This window comes from Stutzerimonas azotifigens (assembly GCF_013522725.1).
Classification (GTDB): Bacteria; Pseudomonadota; Gammaproteobacteria; order Pseudomonadales; family Pseudomonadaceae; genus Stutzerimonas; species Stutzerimonas azotifigens_A.
On sequence record NZ_JAAMRF010000009.1, the window covers coordinates 105,472 to 130,467 of the forward strand.

The following is a 24,996-nucleotide window of genomic DNA, read 5'->3' on the forward strand; positions in this document are numbered from 1 at the left end:
CGCCGGGACTCCGGTCCCGGGCTCTTGCCCCTGAGGTGATGCCATGAAGAAATTGCCGTTGCTGTTCGGTGCCGGCACCGCGCTCAGCTTGCTGGCGGTCGTTGTGATTCCCACTCCGTCCGAGCAGGTTGCCACTGCGCATCCGGCGCCGGACGCGTCCGAATCGCGACGTTTGGCCGCCGGCCAGGGCGATGGCTCGGAACCTGTAGCGGCCAGCCCTCGAGTCGCCTCACACCCGGCGCCGCTGCCGCCATCGCTCAGGGGCACCCGCGTCGATGGCGGCTTCGAAGTCGATGTGGCCGGCAATCTGGTGATCCGTGAAGAAATCCGCCGCCTGTTCGATTATTTCCTCAGCACCATCGGCGAGGAGCCGCTGCACAGCAGCGTCGAGCGCTTGCGGCAGCACATCGATCAGAGCCTGACGCAACCGGCGCGTGGGCAGGCGATGCGCCTGCTCGCCCAATACCTGGACTACAAGCGCCAGCTAATCGAACTGGAACGCCAGCATCCGCAGGTTGGCGATCTTGCCGGCATGCAGAGACGGCTCGCCGCGGTCCAGGCCCTGCGGGCGACCCTCTTTAGCAGCGAAGCGCATCAGGCCTTTTTCGGCTTCGAGGAGGCGCACCAGCGCTTCACCCTGGAACGCCTCGCATTGCGCCACGACGACAGTCTCGATGCGCAGGCCAAGGGTCATGCTCTCGATCGGCTTCGCCAGTCGCTGCCGCCAGAGGTCCAGGATTCGGTGGTACCGGAACTGCAGCACGAACTTGCGCTGCAGACCCGTGAGCTGATGAATCAAGGCGCCACACCCGAGGCGGTGCGGCAGCTACGCCAGCAACTGGTGGGTGCCGAAGCCACGCAGCGGCTCGAGTCACTCGACGCCCAGCGTCAAGGTTGGCAACGCAGGCTGGCCGCCTATCGCGCAGAAAGGGAAGTTATCGAACGCAACCGCGGGCTCGACGCCATCGACAAGCAAACGGCCTTGGAGCGTCTGGCCGAGCGACACTTCGATGAGCGGGAACGCTTGCGCCTGCAAGGCTCGCAACAGCTGGCAACCGCCGAAAGCGCTCAGCGAGTCAATTGAGTGTGAGGGTCCGACGGCCGCCCTCGATCAGCGCGCGCTGCCGCTCGTACGCGAGGTAATACTTGTTGACGCTGTTGACGTAGCTGACCACGCCCATGCCGACCGTTTCCATGGCGATGCGCTCGACTTGGAAGAACCATTGGTTCGGGTTGAGCCCTCGCCGACGTGCTTCGGCCCGGAGGCTCTGCACGCGTTGCGGCCCCATGTTGTAGGCCGCAAGGATGAAGGCCAACCGCTCGCGCTCGTTCAGACGCGGGCTGGAAAAGAACTCGCGCCGGATACTGGCCAGGTAGCGGGCACTGGCCTGGACGTTGTTGTCGAGGTTGCCGATGTCCCGTACCCCCATGCTGCGCGCCGTCGCCGGGGTGATCTGCATGAGCCCGGTGGCGCCGGAAGCACCCCGCGCCGCCGGGTTGAGCGTCGACTCCTTGAACGCCAGCGCCGCCAGCCCCAGCCAGTCGAGCGACATCTCGTCGGCATAGCGCTGCAAGGTCGGGCGGACCTTCTCCAGGCGCTGACGCCCCACCGCATCGAGCGGGTGGTGCACCTTGTACAGCGGTCGGTAGACCCGTACGAAGGCAGAGTCCTGGTTGGCCGGCGCCCGGTATTGCGCGAGGAAGCGATCGGCGCTGGCGCGCAGCATGCCCGCTTCCTTGCGCACGAACCAGTGCATGTCGTCCCGCTCGCCGATTACGAAACGCTTCTCGACGCGCAACTTGGGCATGACCTTGGCCCAGCGCTCGGCGATCGTTTGCTCGACCACCGTCGCCGGGAAGATGCCGGCCTGGACCATTTCCAGCACATCCTCGACCGCCAGCGTCGGGTCCACCCATTCCAGCTGGATGGGCGCGCGCTTGTGCTGTTCCAGCTGCCGGTTCAGGCGTTCGATCACCGGGCCCGCGGCGCTGCCGGCCGGCAGTGCCAGGCTATGCCCGGACAACGCCTCGGCACTGCGATAGGTACGCTGGCCCTGGCGCGTCACCAGCACGAGCGCCACATCGCGCACCACCGCCCCGCTGCGCCCGATACCGGAGGCACTCTTGCTATCCATCAGCTCACCCGGCGCGACGAGGTCACCCTCGCCGCGCTGCAACGCGGCGATCAGCTGATCCTTGGCCTTGGGAATGATCATCAATTCGATGGGCGATCTGCCCTTCGCAACGTCCCGATTGAGAAACTGCTCGAAGGCTCGCAGACGCGTGTATTCGACGCCTATCGCTTCGCCCTTCACCTCGCCGGAGCTGTTGCGGCTCTGGTTGACCAACACCCGCAGCACCCCGCTGCGGCGTATGTCGGCAAGATCGCGTACCGTAGCGCCCTGCTGCCAGGCCTCCTGTGGGCCCGCCAGCCGCGCGAACGCCGTCTGTGGCGCAAGCACCAGCAGGCAAAACAGCAGCGGCAACAGTCTCAGCATGGGGCCTTCCGAGGAGGTCGTCGACGCACCAGGGCGTTGATGAAGGGTCGGAAAGGGTCTCACAGGGCGAGATCATGGGCTACCCCCTATCTTAGGTCATGCTTCACGTTATACTCATATATACTTGATAAATAAGGAAAACACGAAGATGCAGCTCGTCGATATCGGGGTCAACCTCACTCACCCGGCATTGGCAAAGGACGCGCCGTCGCTGCTCCAGCGGGCCTATGACGCTCAGGTGATGCAGCTGGTACTGACCGGCACCAGCCTCGAGGAGAGCGAGCAGGCGCTAGCCCTTTGTGGCGAGCTGGACGATAGCCGCCAGCGACTGTTCGCTACCGCCGGGGTTCATCCGCACCAGGCCAGTGAGTGGACCGCCGACAGCGGACGGCAACTGGCCGAACTGCTGCGCCAGGAGCCAGCTCGTGCCGTCGGCGAATGCGGACTGGACTTCAACCGGGACTTCTCGCCGCGCGGCCAACAGGAGCGGGTTCTGGAAGAACAACTGGAGCTCGCGGTGCAGCTGGGCCTGCCCGTATTCCTTCATGAACGCGATGCCGACCAGCGCATGGCGCAAATACTACGGCCGTTCCGCGACTGCCTCAGCGCCGCGGTCGTCCACTGCTTCACCGGAGAAAAACGCGCGCTCTACGCCTATCTGGATATGGATCTGCACATCGGCATCACCGGCTGGATCTGCGACGAGCGGCGTGGCACTCACCTCCACCCGCTGGTTCGGGAAATTCCCCGCGGCCGACTGATGCTCGAGACCGATGCACCTTACCTCTTGCCGCGAACCCTGCGCCCACGGCCCAAGAGCGGCCAGAACGAACCGGCCTATCTGCCGCTGGTACTTAAGGAAGTGGCCCTTCACCGGGGCGAATCGGAAGCCGACCTGGCCGAGCACACCACCGTCTGCGCCCGCGCTTTTTTTGGCCTGCCTGCCATCGAATGAGAAAAATCCATGTCTGCCGCTCAAGCTTGAGCTGCTCACGCCGCTAACCCAACTGTGGTTGATGCGCGTCACGTCTGTCGGCCAAAAAAAGGGCACGATGTGACCACGTTGGATTTTCCCTGGAAGAAGGCAAAGCATGGGCGCCTGGATTCGCGATCTGTCACTGAAGTACAAGTTTTGGGCAGTCAACATGGTGGCGTTCGTCACCACCTTGCTGCTGGTGCTCTTCGCCATGCACCTGGAGCAGAGCGCCCGCCAAGTCACTGCCAAGCTCAATGCGCAGAGCCACGCCGCACTCATCGAAGCCTGGCCAACCGGCGCGGCCCTGCCGGTCAATCCGGACGTCCGACCGTTCCGTCCAGGCCAGCCCCTGACCATCGCCGGCACCCAGGTTCCCGCGCTGTCCGGCTGGACCGACATTCCGCACGATGACCTGTTCGGCAGCAACGAGGTCATCGGCGTACAGGTAATCCAGAATGCCAACGGCCAGGACGTCGCCGTGGTCGCCCGTTCGCCGAGCCTGCTGGAGATCATTACCGAGCATTTCTTCAGCTATGCCATCGCTGTCGCCGTGCTGATGCTGGCCCTCCTGACCGCATCGCAGCTCTTGATCCGCTTTCTGCTCAGCCACCTCAACACGCTCAAGGACGTCATGCTGCACGTCGAGCGCAGCGGTGACCTCTCTGCCCGAGTACCGCTGGACAGCCGCGACGAGGTCGGCCAGATGGCGACCGCGTTCAATGCCATGCAGAACGGTTATCAGCGTGTGGTGAGCACGGTGGCGCAGGCCGCCGCGCGGCTCGATGAGGGTGCAACTCGTTTGGCCGAAAGCATGAAGGACGTGCGCCAGGGCATGCTCGGCCAGCAGAGCGAGACCGATCAGGCCGCCACGGCGATCAACGAGATGACCGCCACGGTCCACCACATCGCCCAGCACGCCGGCGACACCCGCGACCAGTCGCAGAACGCCGACCGCTTGGCCGGCGATGGCCACCGTGTGGTCGGCCAGGTCGAGCGGTCGATCTCGAGCCTTTCCCAAGGCATCCAGCAGACCGCCGAGACGATCCAGCAGCTGGCTACCGACAGCCAGAAGATCAATGGTGTGGTCACTGAGATCCACAGCATCGCCGAGCAAACCAACCTGCTGGCACTCAACGCCGCCATCGAAGCGGCCCGTGCCGGCGAGATGGGCCGTGGCTTCGCCGTGGTCGCCGACGAGGTGCGCAACCTGGCGAAGCGTGTCCAGGAATCCACCGACGAAATCACCCGCATGATCACGGCCTTGCAGGCCATGACGCGCGACGCCGTGGAATTCATGCAGGAAAGTTCGCTCAAGGCCGACGACTGCGTACGCGAGGCCCGAGAGGCCGGCGTCGCTCTGGGCGCCATCACCGGCGCGGTGGCCCAGATGCGCGAAAGCAACACCCAGATCGCGGTCGCCGCGGAGCAGCAGAGCCAGGTCGCCGAAGAGATGAATCGCTCGGTGACAGGCATTCGCGACGTCACCGAACGCACTGTTCAGCAAACCGTCGACTCTGCCGCCACCAGCGCCGAGCTTGCCCAGCTTTCGGCAGAGCTGACTCGCGCCATCGGCCAGCTGAAGCTGTAAACGTCAGCCGAACACGGTTACGGTCTGCCGGCTTAGCGCGACCAGCTCTCCGGCCGGCGTCCACAGGGCTGCGGCGCAGTGTCCGTAGCCATCGCGGGCGTGCTCGATGACCGCGCGGTAACGGCACCAGTCATGGGTATCGAGCGCCGGCACCGGCTGCACGAATTCGATGGTCCAGGTCAGGGAGCTTCCCGGCGCGAAACGGGTCAGGTGCGGCAGCACCGCCGGCGGCCAGGCATCGACCAGCGCCAGCAGGTGCGCCTCGTTGACCGGCTCGCGCTCGACCTCGCCGCGCAGGCGTACCCAACCACCCATTTCCCGCGAACGATCACCGCTGAACGGCAGCCCACCGAGCGCCCAGCGCATCGCCAGGTGGCGGGTGAATTCCGGGCCGCCCGGCATGTAGGGCAGCTCCTGGCACTCGTCAACCGGAAGCAGGTCAGGCGCTTCCAGCGCCTCGACCGATACCGCGGAGTCACGCGAGGCGCCAAAGCTTCCCTGCACCAGCGTCACCACCTGACCATCCTGGGTCGCGCGGCCGAGCACCTGGCTGACGGCCTTGCCTTCACGCAACACCTCGGCCTCGAAACGCGTGGGCGTATCCACCGCCATCGGCCCGACGAAGGTAATGGCCAACGAGCGCACCGGCCGGTCTTCGGGCACCTTGGCCCGCATGGCCTCGTAGACCAGTGCGGCGGCCAGGCCGCCAAAGCCAGCCCGCCCCTGCCCCCAGGTCAGGGGAATGCGAACCGAAAAAGGGTCCTGGCGCATGGCGTCGAGTAATTGGGAAAGCGTCATTGCAGCCTCGAATGCTTGTTGTTTTGAGCCGATCTTAGCTGCTGCCCGGCAGGCCTGCGAGCGAGGCCCGCCAGTGAATGCCCCGGCATCGCGCCGAATGATCGAGGCTCAGCGGCCACGCCGCCAGGGCAACGCCCGACGCAGGCTACCTAACGCAGGAGGGAGTTGCTGTGCGGCCTGCTCATCGCCGGCATAACGGCAGGCCTCGTACAGCATGCCGATGCTGCGAATCTGACCGGCCTGCTCGGGTAGCGCCTGTGCAGCGCGCTCGGCGAATGCCCGCGGTCCCTCACCGGGCTGGCGAACCAGCCCCTGTCCGGCCAACAGCCGCTCGAAACGCAGAAACTGCCGGCGCAACGGATCACGTTCGCGACGCCAGGGCTTGAGCAGGAATACCGCCAGCAGGCCGACCAACGCCGTGCAGGCGCCAACCAGACCGAGGCCCAGCGTCTGCAGGTCGAAGCTGCCAAACCAGCGACGCAGGACGTCCATCTGCTGTTCTCCCTGATAACCGAGCACCCAGCGCTGCCAACCGTAATTGAGGTTGTCCCAACCAAGGCGCAGCTCGTTGAGCCAGCCGATATCGCGAAACCGCATCAGCGACATCGGCGACTCATCGAGCACGTGCTCTTCGCCCAGCGCCTGCTCAAGGCCGAACTCGATGCGCTCGGGCGCCACCTGGAACGTCGGGTCGACGCTGACCCAACCGCGCCCCTGCACCCAGTATTCGACCCAGGCATGGGCATCGTACTGGCGCACCGCGAGATAATTGCCGGCGGGGTTGTATTCGCCGCCCTGATAGCCCGCCACGATGCGGGAGGGAATGCCCGCCGCGCGCAGAACGAACACCATCGATCCCGCGTAATGGATGCAAAAGCCCTGGCGGGTCTGGAACAGGAAGTCATCGACGATATCGGCGCCAACCGGGGGCGGCTGCAGGGTATAGCCGAAAGGCTCGCGATTGAAATGGCGCAGCAGCGTCGCGACGACCTCCTCAGGCTCTTGCGAGCTACGCCGCAGCTCTTCGCCCCAGGCACGGCTGCGAGGATTCCCCGAATCTGGCAATTGCAACGACTGGATGAGCAGATTGCCCGGCAGGCCTTCGGGCTCACGTAGCGCATTCGGCCAGGAGCGGACTTGATAGAGCAACAGCTTGTCGACAGGCCTCGAGCGCTGCAGGTGAAAGTCACCCATCATCTGTGCATCGCCCGCCTCGAGCTGAGGAACATCGAGGGCGAACAGCCAGGGTCGTCCGCTGGGCTGCATCACGATGCTGTAGCCCAGCGCCTGGCCCTGGGCCTGCCACTGTGGCGTCTGCGGAAGAAAGGAGGAATACGCCTGCGACCAGCGCCGGCCATCGAAGCGTTCGAAGGTCACCGCCCGCCAGTAGAGCTGCTCACGCGGGGGCAACGGACCGTCGAAGCTGGCCCGAAACGCCAGCTCGCCGGAACGACTCAACTCTGCGATATCCCCCGGCGCCATGCTTTCGGATAAACCCGTCACGCCTTTGTTTACCGAGGTGGGCAGCGACCACAGCGGACCGAAGCGAGGGAAGAATACGAACAGCACCAGCATCAGCGGCAGCGCTTGCAGCAGCAGCCCCCCGGCCAGGCGTACGGTTGGCCAGGGAGCAGTATGCAGGCGGTTCTGCTGCAGGCCGATCATTGCCGCCAGCAAGGCGATGATCGGCAACAGGCTGAACAGCGCGGCGACGATGCTTTCCTCGAACAGGTAGCTGGTCACCACCGCGAAGAACCCGAGCAGAATCAGCACCAGGGCATCGCGGCGGGTACGCATTTCGACCAGCTTGAGCACGAAGGCGGCAATCAGCAGCACCACACCCGCGTCCAGCCCGACCAAGCTGCCCCGCGACACATAGACACCCGCCCCGGCACCCACCATCAGCGCGACCTTGGTCACGGCGCTCGGATAAGGCGCACGCATACGGAATATCTGAATCCGCCACAGACCGCAGCCCAGCCACAGGCCCACAACCCACAGCGGCAGATGCGAAAGATGCGGAATGATCACCAGGACCTGGGCGACCAGCAGCCAGATCAGGCTGTTGCGTGGAATGCTCCGAGCAGCCGTAACACCGCTCATGGCACTGCCCCCGCAGCGCCAGCCTGGCCATAGAGAGCCAATGCCCTCAGGCACTGATCGCGATGCGCCTGGTCATCGCCCGGACCGAGCACCTGCTCGCCGAGCTTGAGCATGAACGGCCGCTGGCGATCGGTCAGTTCCAGCACGGCATGGCAGAGCAGCGACAGACGGGTTTCAAGGTCGGCATCCAGCGCGTCGAGATCGAGCAGCAGATCGCGTCCGACCAGTGCCGCGAAGTCCTTGACCAGCATGCCCTGGCCCCGCGAATAGGCCTTCCAGTGCAGCCGACGCCGCGACTCGCCCGGCTGCCAGGGCTTGAGGCCCTGGTAGTCATCCGCACCGGCACCCTGCGCCCGGACGCCCTCGTCCTCGCTGTCGTCGGCGCCCGCGCTCCAGGGCAGCTCCCCTTCGAGCGGACGCGGGTAGACCAGCGCGGCGAGCTCCAGATCGACCCAGCTCCAGGCCACCAGAATGCCCAGCGGGAAACGACTCTCCACCCGCAACCGGCCTGGTCTGAGCCAGCCCCGACGCAGCGCAGGCATGGCCAGTTCCACTTCGCTGATGCCCTTGGCGGGCACGTCGAGCAGCTGCAGGCCGCTTTCCGTCCAGCCCAGCGCCACCGCCTGATAGGCCGGACCGAGACTCTCCAGGCGCACTTTCAGACGAGCCTGCTCGCCGACGAACACCGGCGCCGCGCCACCGGCCTGCAGTACCAGACCGGCGAGGTTGCGCCAGGTATGCAGGATGGTTACCACGAAGACCGAGCCGAGCAGAAAGGTAGCGCCATAGGCGAGGCTGTTCTGGTAATTGATCGCGGCCAGCAGCATCAGCAGCAGGGCCACGCCAAAAGCGATGCCCACGGCGGTGGGCAGAATGAAAATGCGGCGCTGGTCCAGGCGCACGCTGGCCGCCGGTGGGATGCGCTTGTCCAGCCAGCGGGCGCCAACCCCGCGCAGTCGCTTCATGCGTTGCAACCGACAGGCCAGCTCACAGGGCCGGCACCTCGCGCAGCAGCCACTGCACCAGCGCGCCGCCGCCATGCCCGGTCGGGTCGGCACGCTCACGCAGCCGATGGCCTACCACGGCGGGCAGTACCGCCTGCACATCTTCGGGAATCACGTAATCACGCTCATCGAGATAGGCCCAGGCCCGAGCCGCGGCGAGCAACGCCAGGCTGCCACGTGGCGACAGGCCCCAGGCGAACTGCGGCTGGGTGCGGGTGGCTTCGGCGATACGCAGCACGTAATCGGCCAGCGCATCGCTGACCCGTACAGCGGCGACCGTCTGCTGCACCGCCGCCAGTCCGGCGTGATCGAAAATGGATTGCAGACGCGGCAGCAGGTCACGGCGGGCCTCACCCAGCAACAGCGCCTTTTCCGCCGCCTTGGCCGGATAGCCCAACGACAGACGCATGAGGAACCGGTCGAGCTGCGATTCGGGCAAGGTGAAGGTGCCGCCCGAACTGACTGGGTTCTGCGTGGCGATGACGAAGAACGGCTCGGGCAACGGCCGGGTCGCCCCTTCGATGGTCACCTGGCCCTCCTCCATCGCTTCGAGCAGTGCGCTCTGGCTCTTGGGCGTGGCACGGTTGATCTCGTCGGCGAGCACCAGCTCGGCGAAGATCGGCCCGGGATGGAACACGAAGCGGCTGGTTTCCTTGTCGAACACCGAGGTGCCGAGGATGTCGCCCGGCAGCAGGTCCGAGGTGAACTGGATACGCTGGAAGCTCAGCCCCATCACCCGCGCCAGCGCCTGGCTGAGGGTGGTCTTGCCCATGCCCGGCAAGTCCTCGAGCAGAAGGTGCCCCCGCGCCAGCAAGCAGGCCAACGCCAGCCGCACCTGTGCATCCTTGCCGAGCAATACCTCATTGATCGCGTGCAGACAGGCATCCAGTTGACCGCGCATACCACTCTCCTCTGTTGAACCCGCGATGCTATAGACCGCCAGTTCCCAGGCAAAGCGCCAGTAAACTTTGGTACCAGAGTTGTGACCCGAACCTTGATCCAGGCCGGTATCGGCTCGTTGTCCACCTTCTAGGCTGTCAGCAAATGCATTTACCGCAATCAGGAGGACACATGAGCCCATCCCCAAGCAACTGGCACGGGCGTCCGGCGGACGAGGCGCTGCAGCATCACGGCATCGATCGGCAAGGGCTCAGCCCTGAAGAGGCCGAACGTCGTCTGGAAACTTACGGCCTCAACCGCTTGCCGCAGCGCCGCGGCAGCGGGCCGGTAAAGCGTTTCCTGCTGCAGTTTCACAACCTGCTGATCTACGTCCTGCTTCTCGCCACGCTGGTGACCCTGGCCCTCGGTCACTGGCTAGACAGCGCGGTGATTTTCGGCGTGGTGCTGATCAACGCCGTGGTCGGCTTCGTTCAGGAGGGCAAGGCCGAACAGGCCATGCAGGCAATCCAGAAAATGCTCACCCTGGACAGCCGGGTGCGACGGGCCGGCCAGGTAATCAGTCTGCCGGCCGAGCGGCTGGTGCCGGGCGACGTGGTGCTGCTCGAAGCCGGCGATCGGGTACCGGCCGATCTGCGACTGCTCGAGAGCCGCGACCTGCGCATCGAGGAGGCAGCGCTTACCGGCGAATCGTTGCCGGCCGACAAGCAGATCGAGGCGGTACCCTCTGATGCCAGCCTGGGCGATCGCAGCAGCATGGCCTATTCCGGCACCCTGGTCAGCGCCGGCAGCGGCTGCGGCGTGGTGATAGCCACCGGCGCAGATACCGAACTGGGGCGCATCAGCCACATGCTCGGCGAGGTGGTCAGCCTGCAGACGCCTCTGCTAGGCGATATGGCCCGCTTCGCCAGGCAGCTGACGCTGATCGTCCTGGGCCTGGCCGTGCTCACCTTCACCTTCGGCGTGATGCTGCGCGGCTATAGCGTCGATGACATGCTGCTCGCCGCGGTCGGCCTGGCAGTGGCGGCAATACCCGAAGGTCTGCCGGCCGTGCTGACCATCACCTTGGCGCTCGGCGTGCAGCGCATGGCCCGGCGGCAGGCGATCGTCCGGCGGCTGCCAGCGGTTGAAAGCCTTGGCGCGGTCACGGTCATCTGCTCGGACAAGACCGGCACCCTGACGCGCAACGAAATGACCGTACAACGAGTGTTCACCGCCGCGCATCGCTACCGGGTCGAAGGGGTCGGCTATGCGCCTCAAGGCACCATCGAGCCGGAAGATCCGTTGGGAACGTCCGCCCAGCCGAGCGACCTGCTCGCTCTGGCGCGTGCCGGATTGCTGTGCAACAGCGCGAGCCTGAGCCAGAACGATGGCCAATGGTGCATCACGGGTGATCCCACCGAAGCCGCCCTGCTCACTCTCGCTGGCAAACTCGGGCTTCAGAGCGCACACGAAGCGGCACACCTGCCGCGCGTCGACGCCATCCCCTTCAGCTCGGAGCGCCGCTGCATGGCCAGCCTGCACCACGACCATGCGGGTCACGCTCAGATCTATCTGGTCGGCGCGCCAGAGCGGTTGTTGGAGGTCTGCAACCGCCAATGGCACGAGGGTTCCACGCAGCCACTGGATTCCAGCTATTGGCATGGCGTGCTGGCCGAAGGCGCGAGCCAGGGGCTGCGCATGCTCGGTCTTGCGCTGAGGCCGCTCGGCACTTCGCAACACATGCTGAGCTATGAGGACCTGGAGGGCGACTTCGTGCTGCTGGGTCTGGTCGGCATGCTCGACCCGCCGCGGGACGAAGCCATTGCCGCCATTGCCCAATGCCACAGCGCCGGCATCGCGGTGAAGATGATCACAGGCGATCACGCCGCCACCGCGCGGGCCATTGCCGCCCGGCTCGGCCTGGGCGAAGGCGAGGCGCTGACCGGTGCCGAGCTGGACCGGCTCGACGACTCGGAACTCGACGCCCTCCTGGAGCGGACCTCGGTGTTCGCGCGTACCAGCCCCGCCCACAAGCTGCGTTTGGTGCAGCGCCTGCAGGCTTGCGGCGCACGGGTGGCGATGACCGGCGACGGGGTCAACGACGCGCCCGCGCTCAAGCGCGCCGATATCGGCGTGGCGATGGGCATCAAGGGCACCGAAGCGGCCAAGGAAGCCGCGCAGATGGTGCTCGCCGACGACAACTTCGCAACCATCACCCACGCGGTCGAAGAAGGTCGCACGGTGTACGACAACCTGAAGAAGTCGATCCTGTTCATCCTGCCGACCAACGCCGGCCAGGCCCTGGCGTTACTGGCAGCGATCGCGCTCGGCCTGACCCTGCCGATCACCCCGCTGCAGATCCTCTGGGTCAACATGATCACCGCGGTCACCCTCGCCCTGGCGCTCGCTTTCGAGCCAGCCGAGGCCGACCTGATGCAACGTCCCCCGCGTGACCCACGCGCGCCGCTGCTGTCACCGCAGCTGCTGTGGCGCGTACTGCTGGTCGCCGCGCTGATCACGGCGTTCAGCCTCGGGTTGTTCCTCTGGTCCGAGCAGGCGGGGTGGAGCCTGGAGGCGAGCCGCACGCTGGCGGTCAATGCGCTGGTTGCCTGCGAGATCGGCTATCTGTTCAGCAGCCGCCGGCTGAATGCCCCGGCACGTTTCAGCTGGCGCGACAACCGCATGGTCTGGAGCATGGTAGGGCTGATCGTGCTGCTGCAGCTGGCCTTCACGCACTGGTCGCCGCTGCAGCGGCTATTCGCCACCGAGCCGCTCGATGCACTGGCCTGGCTCGCATGCCTGGCAGCGGGCGCGGCGGTGTGCGTGCTGGTCGAGTTGGAGAAAGCCGTCAGGCGCCGCCGTGGCCGGCGCCTGTGAGGCTCAGTCAGGGCGCTTCATGTCGAAGCGCTCGCGGGTATAGCTGTAGCTGCTGCCGCCGAGCCTGGCGACCAGATCGAGCCGGCCCGGATCGATCCGCCCACGCTCGTCGAGCACACGGTCGTCGATATGGGCGATTAGCACCTGAGCGAAGATCAGGTGACAGGTCGGCTGCTCGGGTGGGTACGGCATGACCTGAGCCACGCGGCACTCGAAGGCGACCGCAGCGCCGGCCACACGTGGCGGGCGAACCTGCGATGACGCCTCGCTGGCGATGCCGCAGTGCTCGAACTCGCTGACGTCCTGCCCCAGGGTCGCCGCGCTGGCGTTCATCGCCTCGGCCTGATCGGCGCTGACCAGCTGGATCACCAGCTCTCCGCTGTCCATGACGTTACGCGCGGTGTCCTTGAGTTCGCCATCACCGCGCAGGCCGACGTTGACCATGAGCGTCGGCGGCTCGTCGCTGATGACCTGGAAGAAGCTGAAGGGCGCGAGGTTGCTGATACCCGCCTGCGAGCGGGTCGACACCCAGGCAATGGGCCTCGGGGTGACGGTCGAGGCGAGCCAGCGGTAGGCCTCGAGCGGGCTCAGCACGGAAAAATCGAGTTGCATGGCGACTCCGGGATGCCAGGCAGCGAGCCCGGCGAATGACCGCCGCCCGGCCGGATGCCGGGCGAAAGAGGTGTCGGAGCGATCAGCGACCGGCGCGCGACTCGCGGATGTAGAAGCGCGCCTTCTCGGCTTTTTCGCTGCAGCCACGGAAAGCTTCGAACTGCTGCTGGGTCTTGGCGCCGGTCAGTAGCGCCAGCGCCTTGGAGTAGCTGACGGTGCCGGCGAAGCCTTCGGCCTCGGCCAGATCCAGCTCCGCCCAGGCGGCGCTCAGCTGGCTGGCACAGGCGTCGCGGTAGGCGGTCTTGCCAGCGCAACCGGTCAGAACCAGCAGGATGAACGACAAAGCGATACAGCCTTTCATATGAGCTTCCTCTCGTTGTTATCGACCATATTCTGTTGTTCGGCACGCTCGCGCAGGTAATTGACCACCGCCTGCTGATCCCCGGCGAACTCGATCCGCTGCGCCTTGCTGTCGCGCTGGAAGGCATACATCGGGTCGTAGTATTCACGCAGCAGCCCCTCGATCCAGCCGCGGTGCAGGTCCACCGCGCCACTGCGCGATTGCTCGGCCAGCGCCTGGTCCATCAGCATGGCCAGGCGCTGGTAACGCTCGCCACCGAGGCGCCTGTGAATGTTGGACAGGCTTTCCTGCAGTCGCACGGCAAAGGCGGCGAACCCGTCGGCGCCGTGCTCATCGCTGAACTCAGCGCACAGGTCGATCACGTAATCCTTGAGGATGCGCTCCACTCGCCCTTCGAAACTGTCTTCGAGCCAGATCAGCGGGTACTGCTGCATGCCCTGGAACAGCGGCAACGGAATCGAACAGCGCCCGACCAGACGCGCCTCGTCTTCCATGACGAATTGGCTGTGGCCGGCGGCTCGCAGCCGGAGCAGGTGTATGGACAGCGCATTTTCGAAGTCGATCTGCGATGGCTGCGGTGTGGCCCGCTTGCCGAAGCTGGAACCTCGGTGATTGGCCAGCCCTTCGAGATCTAGACCGTTGGCCAGCTGCGCGATCACCTCGGTCTTGCCGGTACCGGTGAGGCCGCCCACGAGCAAGAACTGGCATTCGGCCAGGGCACTGTCGAGGGTTTCCATGAGGAAGGCGCGCATCGCCTTGTAGCCGCCGACGACGCGCGGGTAGTCGATGCCCGCCTCGTCCCTGAGCCACTGCTGGACCAGCTGCGAGCGCAGACCGCCACGGAAGCAGTAGAGATACCCGTCAGGGTGAGCGCGAGCGAAGTCGGCCCAGCCCTGGATCCGCTCGGCCTTGGTGTTGCCGGACACCAGCTTGTGGCCAAGCTCGATGGCAGCCTGCTGGCCGTGCTGCTTGTAGCAGGTGCCGACCTTCTGCCGCTCGATGTCGTTCATCAAGGGCAGGTTGACCGCCCCCGGGAACGCACCCTTGGCGAACTCGACAGGCGCGCGGGCATCCACCAGCGGCGCTCCGTCGAGAAACAGCTGGCGGAAATCGCTGACGTCAGCGCGCATCAAAGAACCTCGACCGCATGCTGTCGTGCTTCGACCAGTTGCCCGATCGCTTCGAGCTGCAACCCCAACTGCGAGGCCATGGCGAGGAATTCGGCCTCACCTTCAGGGCTCACCGCCACCAGCAGCCCCCCACTGGTTTGCGGGTCGCAAAGCAGTTGCTGACGGCTGTCATCGAGCGGCGCGATGCGTGCGCCATAACTTTCGAAGTTGCGCCCCGTGCCACCCGGCACACAACCCTGCTCCAGGTAGTACTCGACCCCTGGCAGACGCGGCACGCGATCGAACAGGATTTCGGCGGTCAGGCCGCTGCCATCGGCCATCTCCACCAGGTGGCCGAGCAGACCGAAACCGGTCACGTCGGTCATCGCCTTGACGCCGGCCAGCTTGCCGAAATGCGCGCCGGGCGTATTGAGTGTGCACATCCAGTCCCGTGCCAGGCCGACGTCCTGCTCGCGCAGCTTCGCCTTTTTCTCGGCCGTGGTGAGGATGCCGATGCCCAGGGGTTTGGTGAGGTACAGCTTGCAGCCGGCGGTGGCGGTGTCGTTGCGCTTCATCTGCGCCTTGCTGACCAGCCCGGTGACCGCCAGCCCGAAGATGGGCTCGGGTGCATCGATCGAATGTCCGCCGGCCAACGCGATGCCGGCTTCGTCGCATACGGCGCGTCCGCCGCGGATCACCTCGCGCGCCACTTCCGGCGACAGCAGGTTGACCGGCCAGCCAAGGATAGCGATGGCCATCAGCGGCTCGCCACCCATGGCGTAGATGTCGCTGATCGCATTGGTCGCGGCGATGCGACCGAAATCGTAGGGGTCGTCGACGATCGGCATGAAGAAATCGGTGGTGGAGACCACACCGCGCTCCTCGTCGATGCCATACACCGCGGCGTCGTCGCGAGAGGCATTGCCCACCCACAAGCGCGGGTCCAGATTCTGCGCGCCGCTGCCGGCGAGTATCACGTCCAGCACCTTGGGCGAAATCTTGCAGCCGCAGCCGGCACCGTGGCTGTATTGGGTCAGGCGGATCGGTTCGCTCATGGCACTTCTCGTAACGGTCGCTGAACGGGGCGCGAATTGTAGCAAAAAGGTTTGCCGTGCGACCCCGCCGACCATGGGCCGGGCGGCGCACCGCGGGCGTTTACCGGCAACACGCTTGCGGGCGCCGCAGCGAAGTCCGAAGCTAGTACCCCTGCGCAGGGAGGAATGGAATGAGCAAGCGGGTCGCATTGGTACTGGGTTCGGGTGGCGCACGGGGATACGCGCATATCGGCGTGATCGAGGAAATCGAGGCGCGCGGTTACGAAATCGGCTGCATCGCAGGCTGCTCGATGGGCGCAGTGGTGGGTGGAATACAGGCAGCAGGCCGCCTGGCGGACTATCGCGACTGGATCGAAAGCCTCGATTACCTGGACGTCCTGCGCTTGCTGGACCTGAGCTTCAGCCTGGGGGCGATCCGCGGCGAAAAGATTTTCGGTCGGATCCGCGAGATCGTCGGCGAGATTAATATCCAGGACCTGCCGATCCCCTACACCGCGGTGGCCACCGACCTCACCCATCAGCAGGAAATCTGGTTCCAGGAAGGCTGCCTACACCAGGCCATGCGCGCCTCCGCGGCGATTCCGAGCCTGTTCACCCCGGTGCTGCAGGGCAATCGCATGCTGGTCGACGGCGGTCTGCTCAATCCCCTGCCAATCGTGCCGGTGGTGTCGAGCCATTGCGACCTGATCATCGCGGTGAACCTCAACGGCAATAACCACGCCGAGTATCCGCTGCCGGAAATCGAGCGGCCCGGACGATTCGACATGATGGTCAGCTCGCTGACGGCGCACATCCCGTTCCGCCGCAAGGGCGATGCGAACCCGCTGAGCCTGGAGCATGACGTTGCCATAGCGGCCGAAGGCGTGGATGCCAGCTTGCCAGCCGCCGCGCCATCCGCGGAAGGCGCGCCGAAGTCCGCCGAAGGTTCGATGGTGGCAGACGTAACCGGCCCGGCGTCGATGCTGGACCTGATCAACCAGAGCTTCGAGGTGATGCAGACCTCCCTCGCCCAGTACAAGATCGCCGGGTATCCACCCAACGTTCTGATCAACATCCCCAAGCGCGCCTGCAAATTCTACGAGTTCTACAAGGCGCCGGAGCTGATTCAGCTAGGGCGACTAGTCGCCAGCGACGCCTTGGACGACTACGAGAAATCCCGCGGCCACCGTTGAGGCGACCGGTGCGGACTCAGGCGAGAGGGTCCTGCGCGGGCGGTACGCCGGTTTCCTTGGTCACCCAGTCGGTCAACAGGCTGTAGGCCACCGCCAGCAGGGTCGGGCCGAGGAACAGCCCCATGAAGCCGAAGGCCAGAAGGCCGCCAAACACGCCCAGCAGCACCACCACCAATGGCAGATTGCCGCCACGGCTGATCAGATAGGGGCGCAGCACGTTGTCCACGCCGCTGACGACGAACATGCCCCACACACCGAGGAAGATCGCCATCCCGTAGTTGCCTTGCCAGGCGAGCCATGCCGTGGCCGGTATCCACACCAGCGGCGGTCCCATCGGGATCATGCTCAGCAGGAACGTCAGTAACCCGAGCACCAGCGCGCCCGGCACATCGGCGATGAGAAAGCCGATGAAGGCCAGCAGCCCCTGGGCGGCGGCAGTACCGATCACCCCGTTGACCACGCGCTGCACCGTGCCGGCCACCAGCTCCAGGTAGTGATCGGCGCGGGGGCCTATCAGGCGTAGCAGCAGGCTGTGCACGAAGGCCGCCAGCCGCGGCCCGTCGCGGTAGAAGAAGAACACCAGCACCAGGCTCAGCGCCAGTTCGAGGACACCGCCGCCGATGCGCGCGCTGCGGACCAGCAGCCAGTTACCCACCTGACCGATGTACGGACGCAAACTGTCGAACAACGCCGTGCCCTGCTCGTCGATGGTTTCCCATAACTCGACCAGGTATTGCCCCACCAGGGGCAGGTTGCCGAGCCACTCAGGAGGCGGCGGCAGACCATCGACCTGCAGGTCGCGGACCAGCATATTGGCGTCGCGAATGTGATCGGCAATATTGAAACCCAGCCAGACCAGCGGAACCGCCACCAGAACCATCCAGCCAACTGCAAGCAGGCCCGCCGCCAGGGTCTGGTTACCGCGTAACCACCGAGTCAGCAGGCGCATCAGTGGCCAACTGGCGAAAGCCAGGACCGCTGCCCAGAACAGTGCGGAAACGAAGGGCGCGAGTACCCAGAGGCAGGCACCCAGCAAGGCCAGGAGCAGGATCTGCACCAGTAGGCGGTCGTTGTTGAGCATGCGAGCGAACCCTATCGAATGAACAGCGCGAGCAACGGGCAGGCAGAAGCTGCCGGCGCGCAAGTGTGCCCTAATGGCGCTGCGGCGCTACCTCTTTTTGCAGGCGGTCCCGAACGTCTTTCAGCGCAGCAGGCGAATGCGCAGGCCGTCCGCTTCCGAAGGCTCGAGTTCAAGGCGCGTCGCCCTGATGCGCTCGGCTACCAACGCGTCGCGCCAGCCTTCGGCGGACTGGCCGGCGAGGCTGACACGCAGGCTGCTGTCGAGCCGCAACACGCTGGCGAGCAGGTCGATCCAGGCAGGACCAGGCTCGCCGAGGCGCGGCAGGCTCAGCTCACCGCTATCGCGTAGCTGACGAAGCAGCGTCGCCGATGTGGGCAACAGTTCGCCGAGCGGTGCATCGGGTGCGAGACGCTCGACATGCAGGTAAGGTCGGCCGTTGCCCCGGGTTATCCCGTAGAGGGCGACCAGGCTGTCGGCGTCGTCGGGCAGGCGCGCCAACAGATACGCCTGCTGTCCTTCCGGTCCGTAGAGCATGGATTTGCCAAAGATCGAATTGGCCCAGAGGCTGCTCGAACCGCAATCTCGACCCTCGCACCAGAACAACAATTCGGCATTGCGCTCCAACAGCGCCTCGCGGCCCTGGGTAAAGGCCTCGATACCGCTGTGGGTGCTTGGCAACAGATAGGTGATGGCGGTCAGCTCTCCGGCGACAACGATCTGGGCCGCCATGCGCAGGTTTCCACCGATACGCCGCAGCGAATCCTGCGGGTAGATGCGCTCGTCGACGTGCCGCTCGCGGTAGTCGACGATTTCGGCCTGGGGGTAGCGCGCCAGTATCTGCAGATCGGCGCTGCCGGGCACGTCTGCGGCCGAGGCGCCAAGACCAGTCAGCAGTAAAAGCGAGAAGGTGAAGGGTCGCAGCGAAGAAAACCTGGCCATCAGCGCACCAGCATCGACTGGCCGGTGCGCACCTGGCGCCCGCCGTCGCCTTCACGCGTAGGCATCTGCATGCCACGCTGCACCGCTGGCCGGGATGCCATCTCGTGCATCCAGCGGGTCAGGTTGGGCAGATCGTCCAACGGTACGCCCGCCCAGTCATGGGAAGCGACCCATGGATAGGTGGCGATGTCGGCGATGCTGTACTCGTCCGCCAGGAAACGCGAGGCGTACAGGCGCGTATCGAGCACTTCGTATAACCGCCGCGTCTCGCTCTGGTAGCGCTCGATCGCGCTTGGCAGCTTGTCTGGAAAATAGCGAAAGAACACATGGGCCTGCCCCTGCATCGGCCCTACTCCGCCGACCTGGAACATCAGCCACTGCACTACCCGAGAACGCCCCTTGGGATCCGATGGCATCAGCTGGCCGGTCTTTTCGGCGAGGTACATCAGGATTGCCCCCGACTCGAATACGGCGAAATCGCCCTCGTCGCGATCGACGATGGCAGGAATCCGGCCGTTGGGATTGATCTTCAGGAACGCTGGAGCCTTCTGCTCCTTGCGGTCGAAACTCAAGACCTGCATCCGGTACGCCAGGCCCAGTTCTTCCAGGGCGATGGACACTTTGTGGCCGTTTGGCGTCGCGGCGGTGTAGAGATCGATCATCGGGGCACTCAAGGCAGGTTCCAGTCGCCCAGCCTCACCAGTTGCCCGAATCAAGTCAAGGCGCGGTTTGCGACAGACTTTTGCATAGCCTGCGCGGAGCCAGGCTCACCCGGCGAAGAAGGCGTTGAAGCGCTCAGCCACCGCATCGGCGCCCGCATCATCGTCCAGGTGCAGGTGATGCCCCCCTGCGATCCGATGCATCTGGAACGGCAACTGCTCGACGAAAGCGAGCTGCGCCGGCTGGGTCATCAAGCCTTGCTCGGCGAGAACCAGGCTCACCGGGCAGGCGATGCGGTCGACGAAGGCCTGCGCATGGGCGCGCGTCAGGCGCATCACCGAGGGCAACATCAGCCGCGGATCGGTACGCCAGGTAAAACCGCCAGGGACCGGCATCAGGCCTCGCTGGGCAAGCGCCTGTGCCGCTTCGAGACTCACCGCGCCAACCCCTTTCATGCGCGCCTGCACCGCATCCTCGATGCGGGCATAGACCGGCTTGCGCTTGCTGTCGACAGCCATCTGCGCCAGCAACGCTTCGCCCAGCCTGGCCGGGGCGCTGTCCGCCTCGCCGGTATAGGGAATTACCCCGTCGATCAGCGCCAGGCGCTCGATGCGCTCAGGTAACGCGCCGGCGAGCAGCACCGACACGATCGCTCCCATCGAATGCCCCAGCAGCGAGAAGCGCTGCCAGCCGAGTTGCTCGGCTGCTCGCAAGACATCGAGCGCATAGTCCCAGATCGCATAGCCAGCACCCGGCGGACGGTGCCCCGAATGGCCATGTCCAGGCAGATCCAGCGCGACGATGCGTAGCCCCTCGAGCCGCGGCGCCAGGCGGGAAAAGGTCGCCGCGTTATCGAGCCAGCCATGCAGTGCAATGACCGGTCGCCCATCGGCGGGACCATACTGATGTGCCGCGAGGTCGACGCCCGACAGGCTCATGCGGATCTCTTCGAACGGCGCGCTCATGCGTACTCCTGGTCCAGATGGGTCAGCGCCCAGCGGCTGAACAGCTCGCGCAGCAGGACGGCCGTCTGCTGCGGATGTTCCAGCGGGAACATGTGGCTGCCCGGCATGCAAAGCGCCTCGCCGTGAGGCATCAGACGGGTCAGCATGGCGTGATGGGGGCGCACCACCCGGCTCTCGCGCCCCCTGATCACGGCCAGCGGCACCTTGAGCATCAGCGGCCAGCCCGGCGTCACGTGGGGCACGCTGCGATAGATACGAATTTCGGTCTGTGGATCGAAGCGCAGCCTGAAGCCGTCGCGGTCGGGCATCAGCCCGTAGGTTACGTAGGCATCCAGGCAGTCCGGGTCGAATGCGCGAAACAGTGGCTTGGCAGCGAAATATTCCCTGGCCTGCTCGACACTGGCGAAGCGCTCGCGGCGGCCAAGCGTCTGCCCGGCAGGCGTCAGCCGATCGATGAAGCCCATACGCTTGGCGGTCCAGATGGTCATCTGGTCGAGCCAGGTCAGCACCGGCGAGTCGAGCATCACGACACCTTGGTAAAGCTCCGGTCGCTGTAGCGCGGCGTGATAGTGCAGCACCCCGCCCAGCGAATGCCCGACGCCCCAGACCGGCTCCGGCAAAGCGGCCAGCTGCTCGACCAGCTCACTGACCAGACTGCCCCAATTGTCGTCCACCGGGAAACGCGGATCGTGGCCGTGCTGTTCCAGGTGCGTTACCCGGTAGTCGGGCGCCAGGCTTCTGAACAGCTTGTCGTAGGTCGCCGAAGGGAATCCATTGGCGTGGGCGAAAAAGACACTTTGCATGGACTGCACAACATTCGATCAGGAGCGGACATTGTCTGGCAGCGCCGGGTCGCCAGACAATCGCCATAGCTGGCCTGAATAGGCGGCACACCAGCCAAATCTGGCGCGGCGCCGGCCAAAGACGTCAGCTGCCCGGCGTGCCACTGCCCAGCGGCACCACCGCAACGGTCAATCGAGAGATGCAGCTGGGCTTGCCGTCATCGCCGCTGAGGCGAATGTCCCAGACGTGGGTCGAGCGCCCCACGTGCACTGGCCTGCAGACCGCGCTGACCCGCCCGCTGCGCAGCGCGCGCAGATGGTTGGCGTTGACCTCGATTCCCACGCAGTAAAAGGCCGTCGGGTCGATGCACAGATAGCTGGCGGTCGATCCGAGCGTCTCGGCCAGCACCACCGAAGCGCCGCCGTGCAGCAGGCCGTAGGGCTGATGGGTGCGGGAATCGACCGCCATGCTTGCGGTGATCGATTCGTCGTCGAATCTTTCGAAGCGGATGTCGAGCAGCTCACCAATGGTGTTCTTCTGGTTGGCGTTCAGTTGGTCCAGGTCGGGTTCACGTTTCCAGAGAGTCATGCGGTTTCCTTGTTATTGGGTTGGTCGTAGCCGCTGCTCGCCGAGCAGGCCGCCAAAACGGCGCCCTGGCCGCGCTGCGTCTGTTCTTGAGGGTATGCCAAGCGAAGTCGAATATCGATGGCCAGATGGCCTAACCACCCGCAGTGCCAAGGCGACTCCGCTGTCGAGCGGTTGTCGCCCCGTGCGGCATCGCCCTGACAAGCGCGCCGCACAGAGCCGCTATCAGGCCTGGCGGGGGTGTCGCAAGGAAACCAGGCTCATCAGGCCAGCGGCCAGATCCTCGCCCTCGAGCTCGGCCAGGCTAGCGGTTGCCATCGGCAGCGACCCGTTGCGATGACCGTCGACCAGCCAGCTGCCCAGCGCGCCCACGAAAGGTTGATGGGTCACCAACAGCAGGTCGCGCTCCTCGCGCCGATCCAGGTAGAGCATCGCTTCGCGCAGGTCCGACTCGGGCGTCAACCAGGGCACCGTGACCACCGGCCCGTCGAACTGCAGCACCTGGCGCACCAGCTCGGCGGTCTGCTGGGCACGGTTGTAAGGGCTGACCAGGATCGCCCCGAGCTGCTGCCCTTCCAGATGCCCCGCGCTGCGACGGACTTCCTCGCGGCCAGATTCAGTGAGGTTGCGCTCGGCATCGGTACGGGCACGCGGCTCGGCTTCGCCGTGGCGCAACAGCCAGAGCTTCATGGCTGTCCTTCTTGCGCGCCGGACGGCGGAGTGACGACCTCGACCACTTCTATATCGGCCGGACGCGGAGTCGGCCAGTCGGACATCGGCCAGGGCTTGCGATCGGTATTGAAGGTCGCGAACCGGCCGATCTGCGCAACGTATTGGCTCAGGCTATCGCCGAACCGCAGCATACCCTCGTGCGGGGCTCCGTTGATCAGGCGCAACAGCATCTGCAGCACCACGACGGCCAGCAATAACAGCTCGGCGAGCTGCCAGACGAAGAAGAACAACAGCATCCAGACGGTGCGCAGGATGAGATTTTCCCGGTCCGTGGTGCGAGTGGAATGGTTCATGGCTACTCCTGCGGGCGCCTAGAAACCGTCGGTGGAAATGAAATCCACGTCGGTCTTCGGCTCCCCGCGCATCAGTATTTCAATGACCTGCTCAAGGGTACGCCCCTCGAACAGAATGGCATGCAGCCCCGCGACAAGCGGCATGTACACCTGAAGCTCCTCGGCTTTGTACTTGAGAACCCGCAGGGTATTCACACCTTCAGCGGTCTCGCCTCCCAGCCGCTCGACCGCCTCGGAGAGGCTGAGCCCCTCGCCGAGCGCATGGCCGACCTGAAAGTTGCGACTCTTGGACGAGGTACAGGTGACGATCAGGTCCCCTACCCCGGCCAATCCGAGAAACGTCATGGGATTGGCACCCATCCGCACCGCGAAGCGGGTCATCTCGGCCAGCGCACGCGTAATCAACATGCTGCGAGTGTTTTCGCCCATGCCGAGCGCCGCCGCCATGCCGGCGATGATCGCGTAGACATTTTTCAGCGCGCCGCCCAGCTCGACGCCAAAACGGTCTCGACTGGCATAGACGCGAAAGGTGCGGCCGTGCAGCACCGCCTGGACTTCGCGACACAAGGCTTCGTCATCGCTGGCGACGACAGTGGCAGTCAAGGCATGCTCGGCCACTTCCCGGGCAAGGTTGGGTCCGGACAACACGCCCACCCGGGCGTCCGGAGCTACCTGCTGGAGAATCTGGCTCATCAACAGGAAGCTGTCGGCCTCGATGCCCTTGGTGGTGCTGACCAGCGCCTTGCCGGCGAGGTGCTCGGCATAGGGCCGTAGCGCCTGGCGCAGGGCACTCGAGGGCAGCGCGACGAAGATCAGCGAACAGTCGGCCAGGGTCTGCTCCAGATCCGTTACCGGTTGTACCCCGGGAAGAACCGTCACGCCCTTGAGATAACGTGGATTGCGCCGTTCCCGCCGCATCGTTTCAGCCTGTTCGGCATTGCGCATCCATAGCCGCGCGGTGTGCCCGTTCTCGGCCAACAGATTGGCGATGGCGGTGCCGAAGCTGCCGCCGCCGAGCACGGCGATTGGTTGCTGATCTGTCATGGGGGTTCCGTTCTAGGCCATGCGAATGGCAATGCCGCTCATTATACGTTGCCCGTCCTCGGCGACCAGCCGGCGCCAGACAAGTGTGCCGCAAGCGGGTCTGCTGCGACTTCGCAGCGCGGCCATACCCGCACCGAATTCTTTCTCATAAGCGCCCAAGGCTTCGCCCGGCGATCACTAGTGTTAAAGTAGCTGCCGATTTGTACCTCGCGCAGTACCGAAATGGGTGTGCGATCACCATACCGGTAGAGACCGGCGCTGTGACTTTCAACGCCACGCCGCAGTCTATGACTAGTCTTGAGTCAGGCCATGGGCCCGACGAAGCAGCAAGCCTCCATCAAGAGGACCATTGAGGAATACGCATGACCAAACAACACGCATTTACCCGGGAAGAACTGCTGCGCTGCAGCCGCGGTGAGCTGTTCGGACCCGGAAATGCACAGCTGCCGTCGCCGAACATGCTGATGGTCGACCGCATCGTCCATATCAGCGAAGTCGGCGGCAAGTTCGGCAAGGGCGAACTGGTCGCTGAACTCGATATCAACCCGGACCTGTGGTTCTTCGCCTGCCATTTCGAAGGCGACCCGGTGATGCCGGGCTGCCTCGGGCTCGACGCCATGTGGCAGCTGGTGGGTTTCTATCTCGGCTGGCAGGGCAACCCCGGCCGCGGTCGCGCACTGGGATCGGGTGAAGTGAAATTCTTCGGCCAGGTCCTGCCGACAGCCAAGAAGGTCACCTACAACATTCATATCAAGCGCACCATCAACCGCTCGTTGATCCTCGGCATCGCCGATGGCACCGTCAGCGTCGATGGCCGCGAGATCTACAGTGCCGAAGGTTTGCGTGTCGGCCTGTTCACCTCTACCGACAGTTTCTGAAGGA

24 protein-coding genes are annotated in these 24,996 nt (G+C 65.2%); 6 read left to right on the forward strand and 18 right to left on the reverse strand.

Annotated elements, in window-relative coordinates; all coding sequences use genetic code 11:
* Positions 1–43 precede the first annotated feature (43 nt).
* The gene (locus G7026_RS17330) at positions 44–1,084 is read left to right on the forward strand and encodes a lipase secretion chaperone (RefSeq protein ID WP_181072164.1); all 1,041 of its coding nucleotides are present in this window, start codon (positions 44–46) and stop codon (positions 1,082–1,084) included.
* Here G7026_RS17330 and G7026_RS17335 read toward each other — a convergent pair.
* Positions 1,077–2,498, reverse strand: coding sequence for an MltF family protein (locus G7026_RS17335; RefSeq protein WP_181072165.1), 1,422 nt, complete (start codon positions 2,496–2,498; stop codon positions 1,077–1,079). The two genes, G7026_RS17330 and G7026_RS17335, sit on opposite strands and share 8 nt — an antisense overlap.
* Before the next feature lie 148 nt (positions 2,499–2,646).
* Here G7026_RS17335 and G7026_RS17340 point away from each other — a divergent pair, with 148 nt between their 5' ends.
* On the forward strand, positions 2,647–3,453 hold the full coding sequence (locus tag G7026_RS17340; RefSeq protein WP_181072166.1) for a TatD family hydrolase: 807 nt from the start codon (positions 2,647–2,649) through the stop codon (positions 3,451–3,453).
* 136 nt (positions 3,454–3,589) lie between these two features.
* Positions 3,590–5,062: a methyl-accepting chemotaxis protein gene (locus G7026_RS17345; protein WP_181072167.1), complete on the forward strand. Its 1,473-nt coding sequence runs from the start codon at positions 3,590–3,592 to the stop codon at positions 5,060–5,062.
* Between the two features lie 3 nt (positions 5,063–5,065).
* Here G7026_RS17345 and G7026_RS17350 read toward each other — a convergent pair whose 3' ends face one another.
* The 4 genes from G7026_RS17350 to G7026_RS17365 form a co-directional block, all read right to left on the reverse strand.
* A complete protein-coding gene (locus tag G7026_RS17350; RefSeq protein ID WP_181072168.1) occupies positions 5,066–5,860 on the reverse strand; it encodes an acyl-CoA thioesterase in 795 nt (264 codons plus the stop codon).
* A gap of 108 nt (positions 5,861–5,968) precedes the next feature.
* Positions 5,969–7,963 (reverse strand): transglutaminase TgpA family protein, encoded by a 1,995-nt coding sequence (locus G7026_RS17355; protein WP_181072169.1) that lies wholly within the window; start codon positions 7,961–7,963, stop codon positions 5,969–5,971.
* On the reverse strand, positions 7,960–8,928 hold the full coding sequence (locus G7026_RS17360) for a DUF58 domain-containing protein (RefSeq protein WP_181072170.1): 969 nt from the start codon (positions 8,926–8,928) through the stop codon (positions 7,960–7,962). Before G7026_RS17360 ends, G7026_RS17355 begins: the two co-directional genes overlap by 4 nt.
* A 22-nt stretch (positions 8,929–8,950) precedes the next feature.
* Positions 8,951–9,868, reverse strand: coding sequence for an AAA family ATPase (locus tag G7026_RS17365; RefSeq protein WP_181072171.1), 918 nt, complete (start codon positions 9,866–9,868; stop codon positions 8,951–8,953).
* A gap of 170 nt (positions 9,869–10,038) precedes the next feature.
* Here G7026_RS17365 and G7026_RS17370 point away from each other — a divergent pair, with 170 nt between their 5' ends.
* Positions 10,039–12,723 carry an HAD-IC family P-type ATPase gene (locus tag G7026_RS17370; RefSeq protein WP_181072172.1) on the forward strand — a complete coding sequence of 895 codons (2,685 nt, stop codon included), beginning with the start codon at positions 10,039–10,041 and terminating at the stop codon, positions 12,721–12,723.
* Between the two features lie 3 nt (positions 12,724–12,726).
* Here the strand turns inward: G7026_RS17370 and G7026_RS17375 are convergent, their stop codons facing one another.
* From G7026_RS17375 to selD, 4 genes are all read right to left on the reverse strand, one after another.
* Complete coding sequence (locus G7026_RS17375) at positions 12,727–13,335, reverse strand: flavin reductase family protein (RefSeq protein WP_181072173.1); 609 nt, start codon at positions 13,333–13,335, stop codon at positions 12,727–12,729.
* Positions 13,336–13,417: 82 nt separating this feature from the next.
* Complete coding sequence (locus G7026_RS17380) at positions 13,418–13,696, reverse strand: hypothetical protein (protein WP_178077442.1); 279 nt, start codon at positions 13,694–13,696, stop codon at positions 13,418–13,420.
* Positions 13,693–14,826 (reverse strand): tRNA 2-selenouridine(34) synthase MnmH, encoded by a 1,134-nt coding sequence (gene mnmH, locus G7026_RS17385; RefSeq protein ID WP_181072174.1) that lies wholly within the window; start codon positions 14,824–14,826, stop codon positions 13,693–13,695. Before mnmH ends, G7026_RS17380 begins: the two co-directional genes overlap by 4 nt.
* On the reverse strand, positions 14,826–15,860 hold the full coding sequence (gene selD / locus G7026_RS17390) for a selenide, water dikinase SelD (RefSeq protein ID WP_181072175.1): 1,035 nt from the start codon (positions 15,858–15,860) through the stop codon (positions 14,826–14,828). The genes mnmH and selD overlap by 1 nt, the downstream gene beginning before the upstream one ends.
* A gap of 170 nt (positions 15,861–16,030) precedes the next feature.
* On the opposite strand from selD, the gene G7026_RS17395 reads away from it, so the two are divergent.
* Complete coding sequence (locus G7026_RS17395) at positions 16,031–17,032, forward strand: patatin-like phospholipase family protein (protein WP_181072176.1); 1,002 nt, start codon at positions 16,031–16,033, stop codon at positions 17,030–17,032.
* Between the two features lie 16 nt (positions 17,033–17,048).
* Here G7026_RS17395 and G7026_RS17400 read toward each other — a convergent pair whose 3' ends face one another.
* The 9 genes from G7026_RS17400 to G7026_RS17440 all read right to left on the reverse strand — a co-directional run bounded on the left by G7026_RS17400 (position 17,049) and on the right by G7026_RS17440 (position 24,114).
* Complete coding sequence (locus tag G7026_RS17400; protein ID WP_181072177.1) at positions 17,049–18,113, reverse strand: AI-2E family transporter; 1,065 nt, start codon at positions 18,111–18,113, stop codon at positions 17,049–17,051.
* A gap of 120 nt (positions 18,114–18,233) precedes the next feature.
* Positions 18,234–19,052 (reverse strand): DUF4892 domain-containing protein, encoded by an 819-nt coding sequence (locus tag G7026_RS17405; RefSeq protein ID WP_181072178.1) that lies wholly within the window; start codon positions 19,050–19,052, stop codon positions 18,234–18,236.
* Entirely contained in the window at positions 19,052–19,714 is a 663-nt protein-coding gene (locus tag G7026_RS17410) for a glutathione S-transferase family protein (RefSeq protein WP_181072285.1), read from the reverse strand. The genes G7026_RS17405 and G7026_RS17410 overlap by 1 nt, the downstream gene beginning before the upstream one ends.
* Positions 19,715–19,819: 105 nt before the next feature.
* Positions 19,820–20,677 carry an alpha/beta fold hydrolase gene (locus G7026_RS17415; RefSeq protein ID WP_181072179.1) on the reverse strand — a complete coding sequence of 286 codons (858 nt, stop codon included), beginning with the start codon at positions 20,675–20,677 and terminating at the stop codon, positions 19,820–19,822.
* The gene (locus G7026_RS17420; RefSeq protein WP_181072180.1) at positions 20,674–21,480 is read right to left on the reverse strand and encodes an alpha/beta fold hydrolase; all 807 of its coding nucleotides are present in this window, start codon (positions 21,478–21,480) and stop codon (positions 20,674–20,676) included. The genes G7026_RS17415 and G7026_RS17420 overlap by 4 nt, the downstream gene beginning before the upstream one ends.
* A gap of 124 nt (positions 21,481–21,604) precedes the next feature.
* The gene (locus tag G7026_RS17425) at positions 21,605–22,048 is read right to left on the reverse strand and encodes a hotdog fold thioesterase (RefSeq protein ID WP_181072181.1); all 444 of its coding nucleotides are present in this window, start codon (positions 22,046–22,048) and stop codon (positions 21,605–21,607) included.
* Positions 22,049–22,270: 222 nt separating this feature from the next.
* The gene (gene sixA, locus G7026_RS17430; protein ID WP_181072182.1) at positions 22,271–22,735 is read right to left on the reverse strand and encodes a phosphohistidine phosphatase SixA; all 465 of its coding nucleotides are present in this window, start codon (positions 22,733–22,735) and stop codon (positions 22,271–22,273) included.
* Positions 22,732–23,070 carry a DUF4389 domain-containing protein gene (locus tag G7026_RS17435; RefSeq protein WP_181072183.1) on the reverse strand — a complete coding sequence of 113 codons (339 nt, stop codon included), beginning with the start codon at positions 23,068–23,070 and terminating at the stop codon, positions 22,732–22,734. Before G7026_RS17435 ends, sixA begins: the two co-directional genes overlap by 4 nt.
* 18 nt (positions 23,071–23,088) lie before the next feature.
* Positions 23,089–24,114 carry an NAD(P)H-dependent glycerol-3-phosphate dehydrogenase gene (locus tag G7026_RS17440; RefSeq protein ID WP_181072184.1) on the reverse strand — a complete coding sequence of 342 codons (1,026 nt, stop codon included), beginning with the start codon at positions 24,112–24,114 and terminating at the stop codon, positions 23,089–23,091.
* 362 nt (positions 24,115–24,476) lie between these two features.
* Here G7026_RS17440 and fabA point away from each other — a divergent pair, with 362 nt between their 5' ends.
* A complete protein-coding gene (gene fabA / locus G7026_RS17445) occupies positions 24,477–24,992 on the forward strand; it encodes a 3-hydroxyacyl-[acyl-carrier-protein] dehydratase FabA (protein WP_138407528.1) in 516 nt (171 codons plus the stop codon).
* Positions 24,993–24,996: the final 4 nt, after the last annotated feature.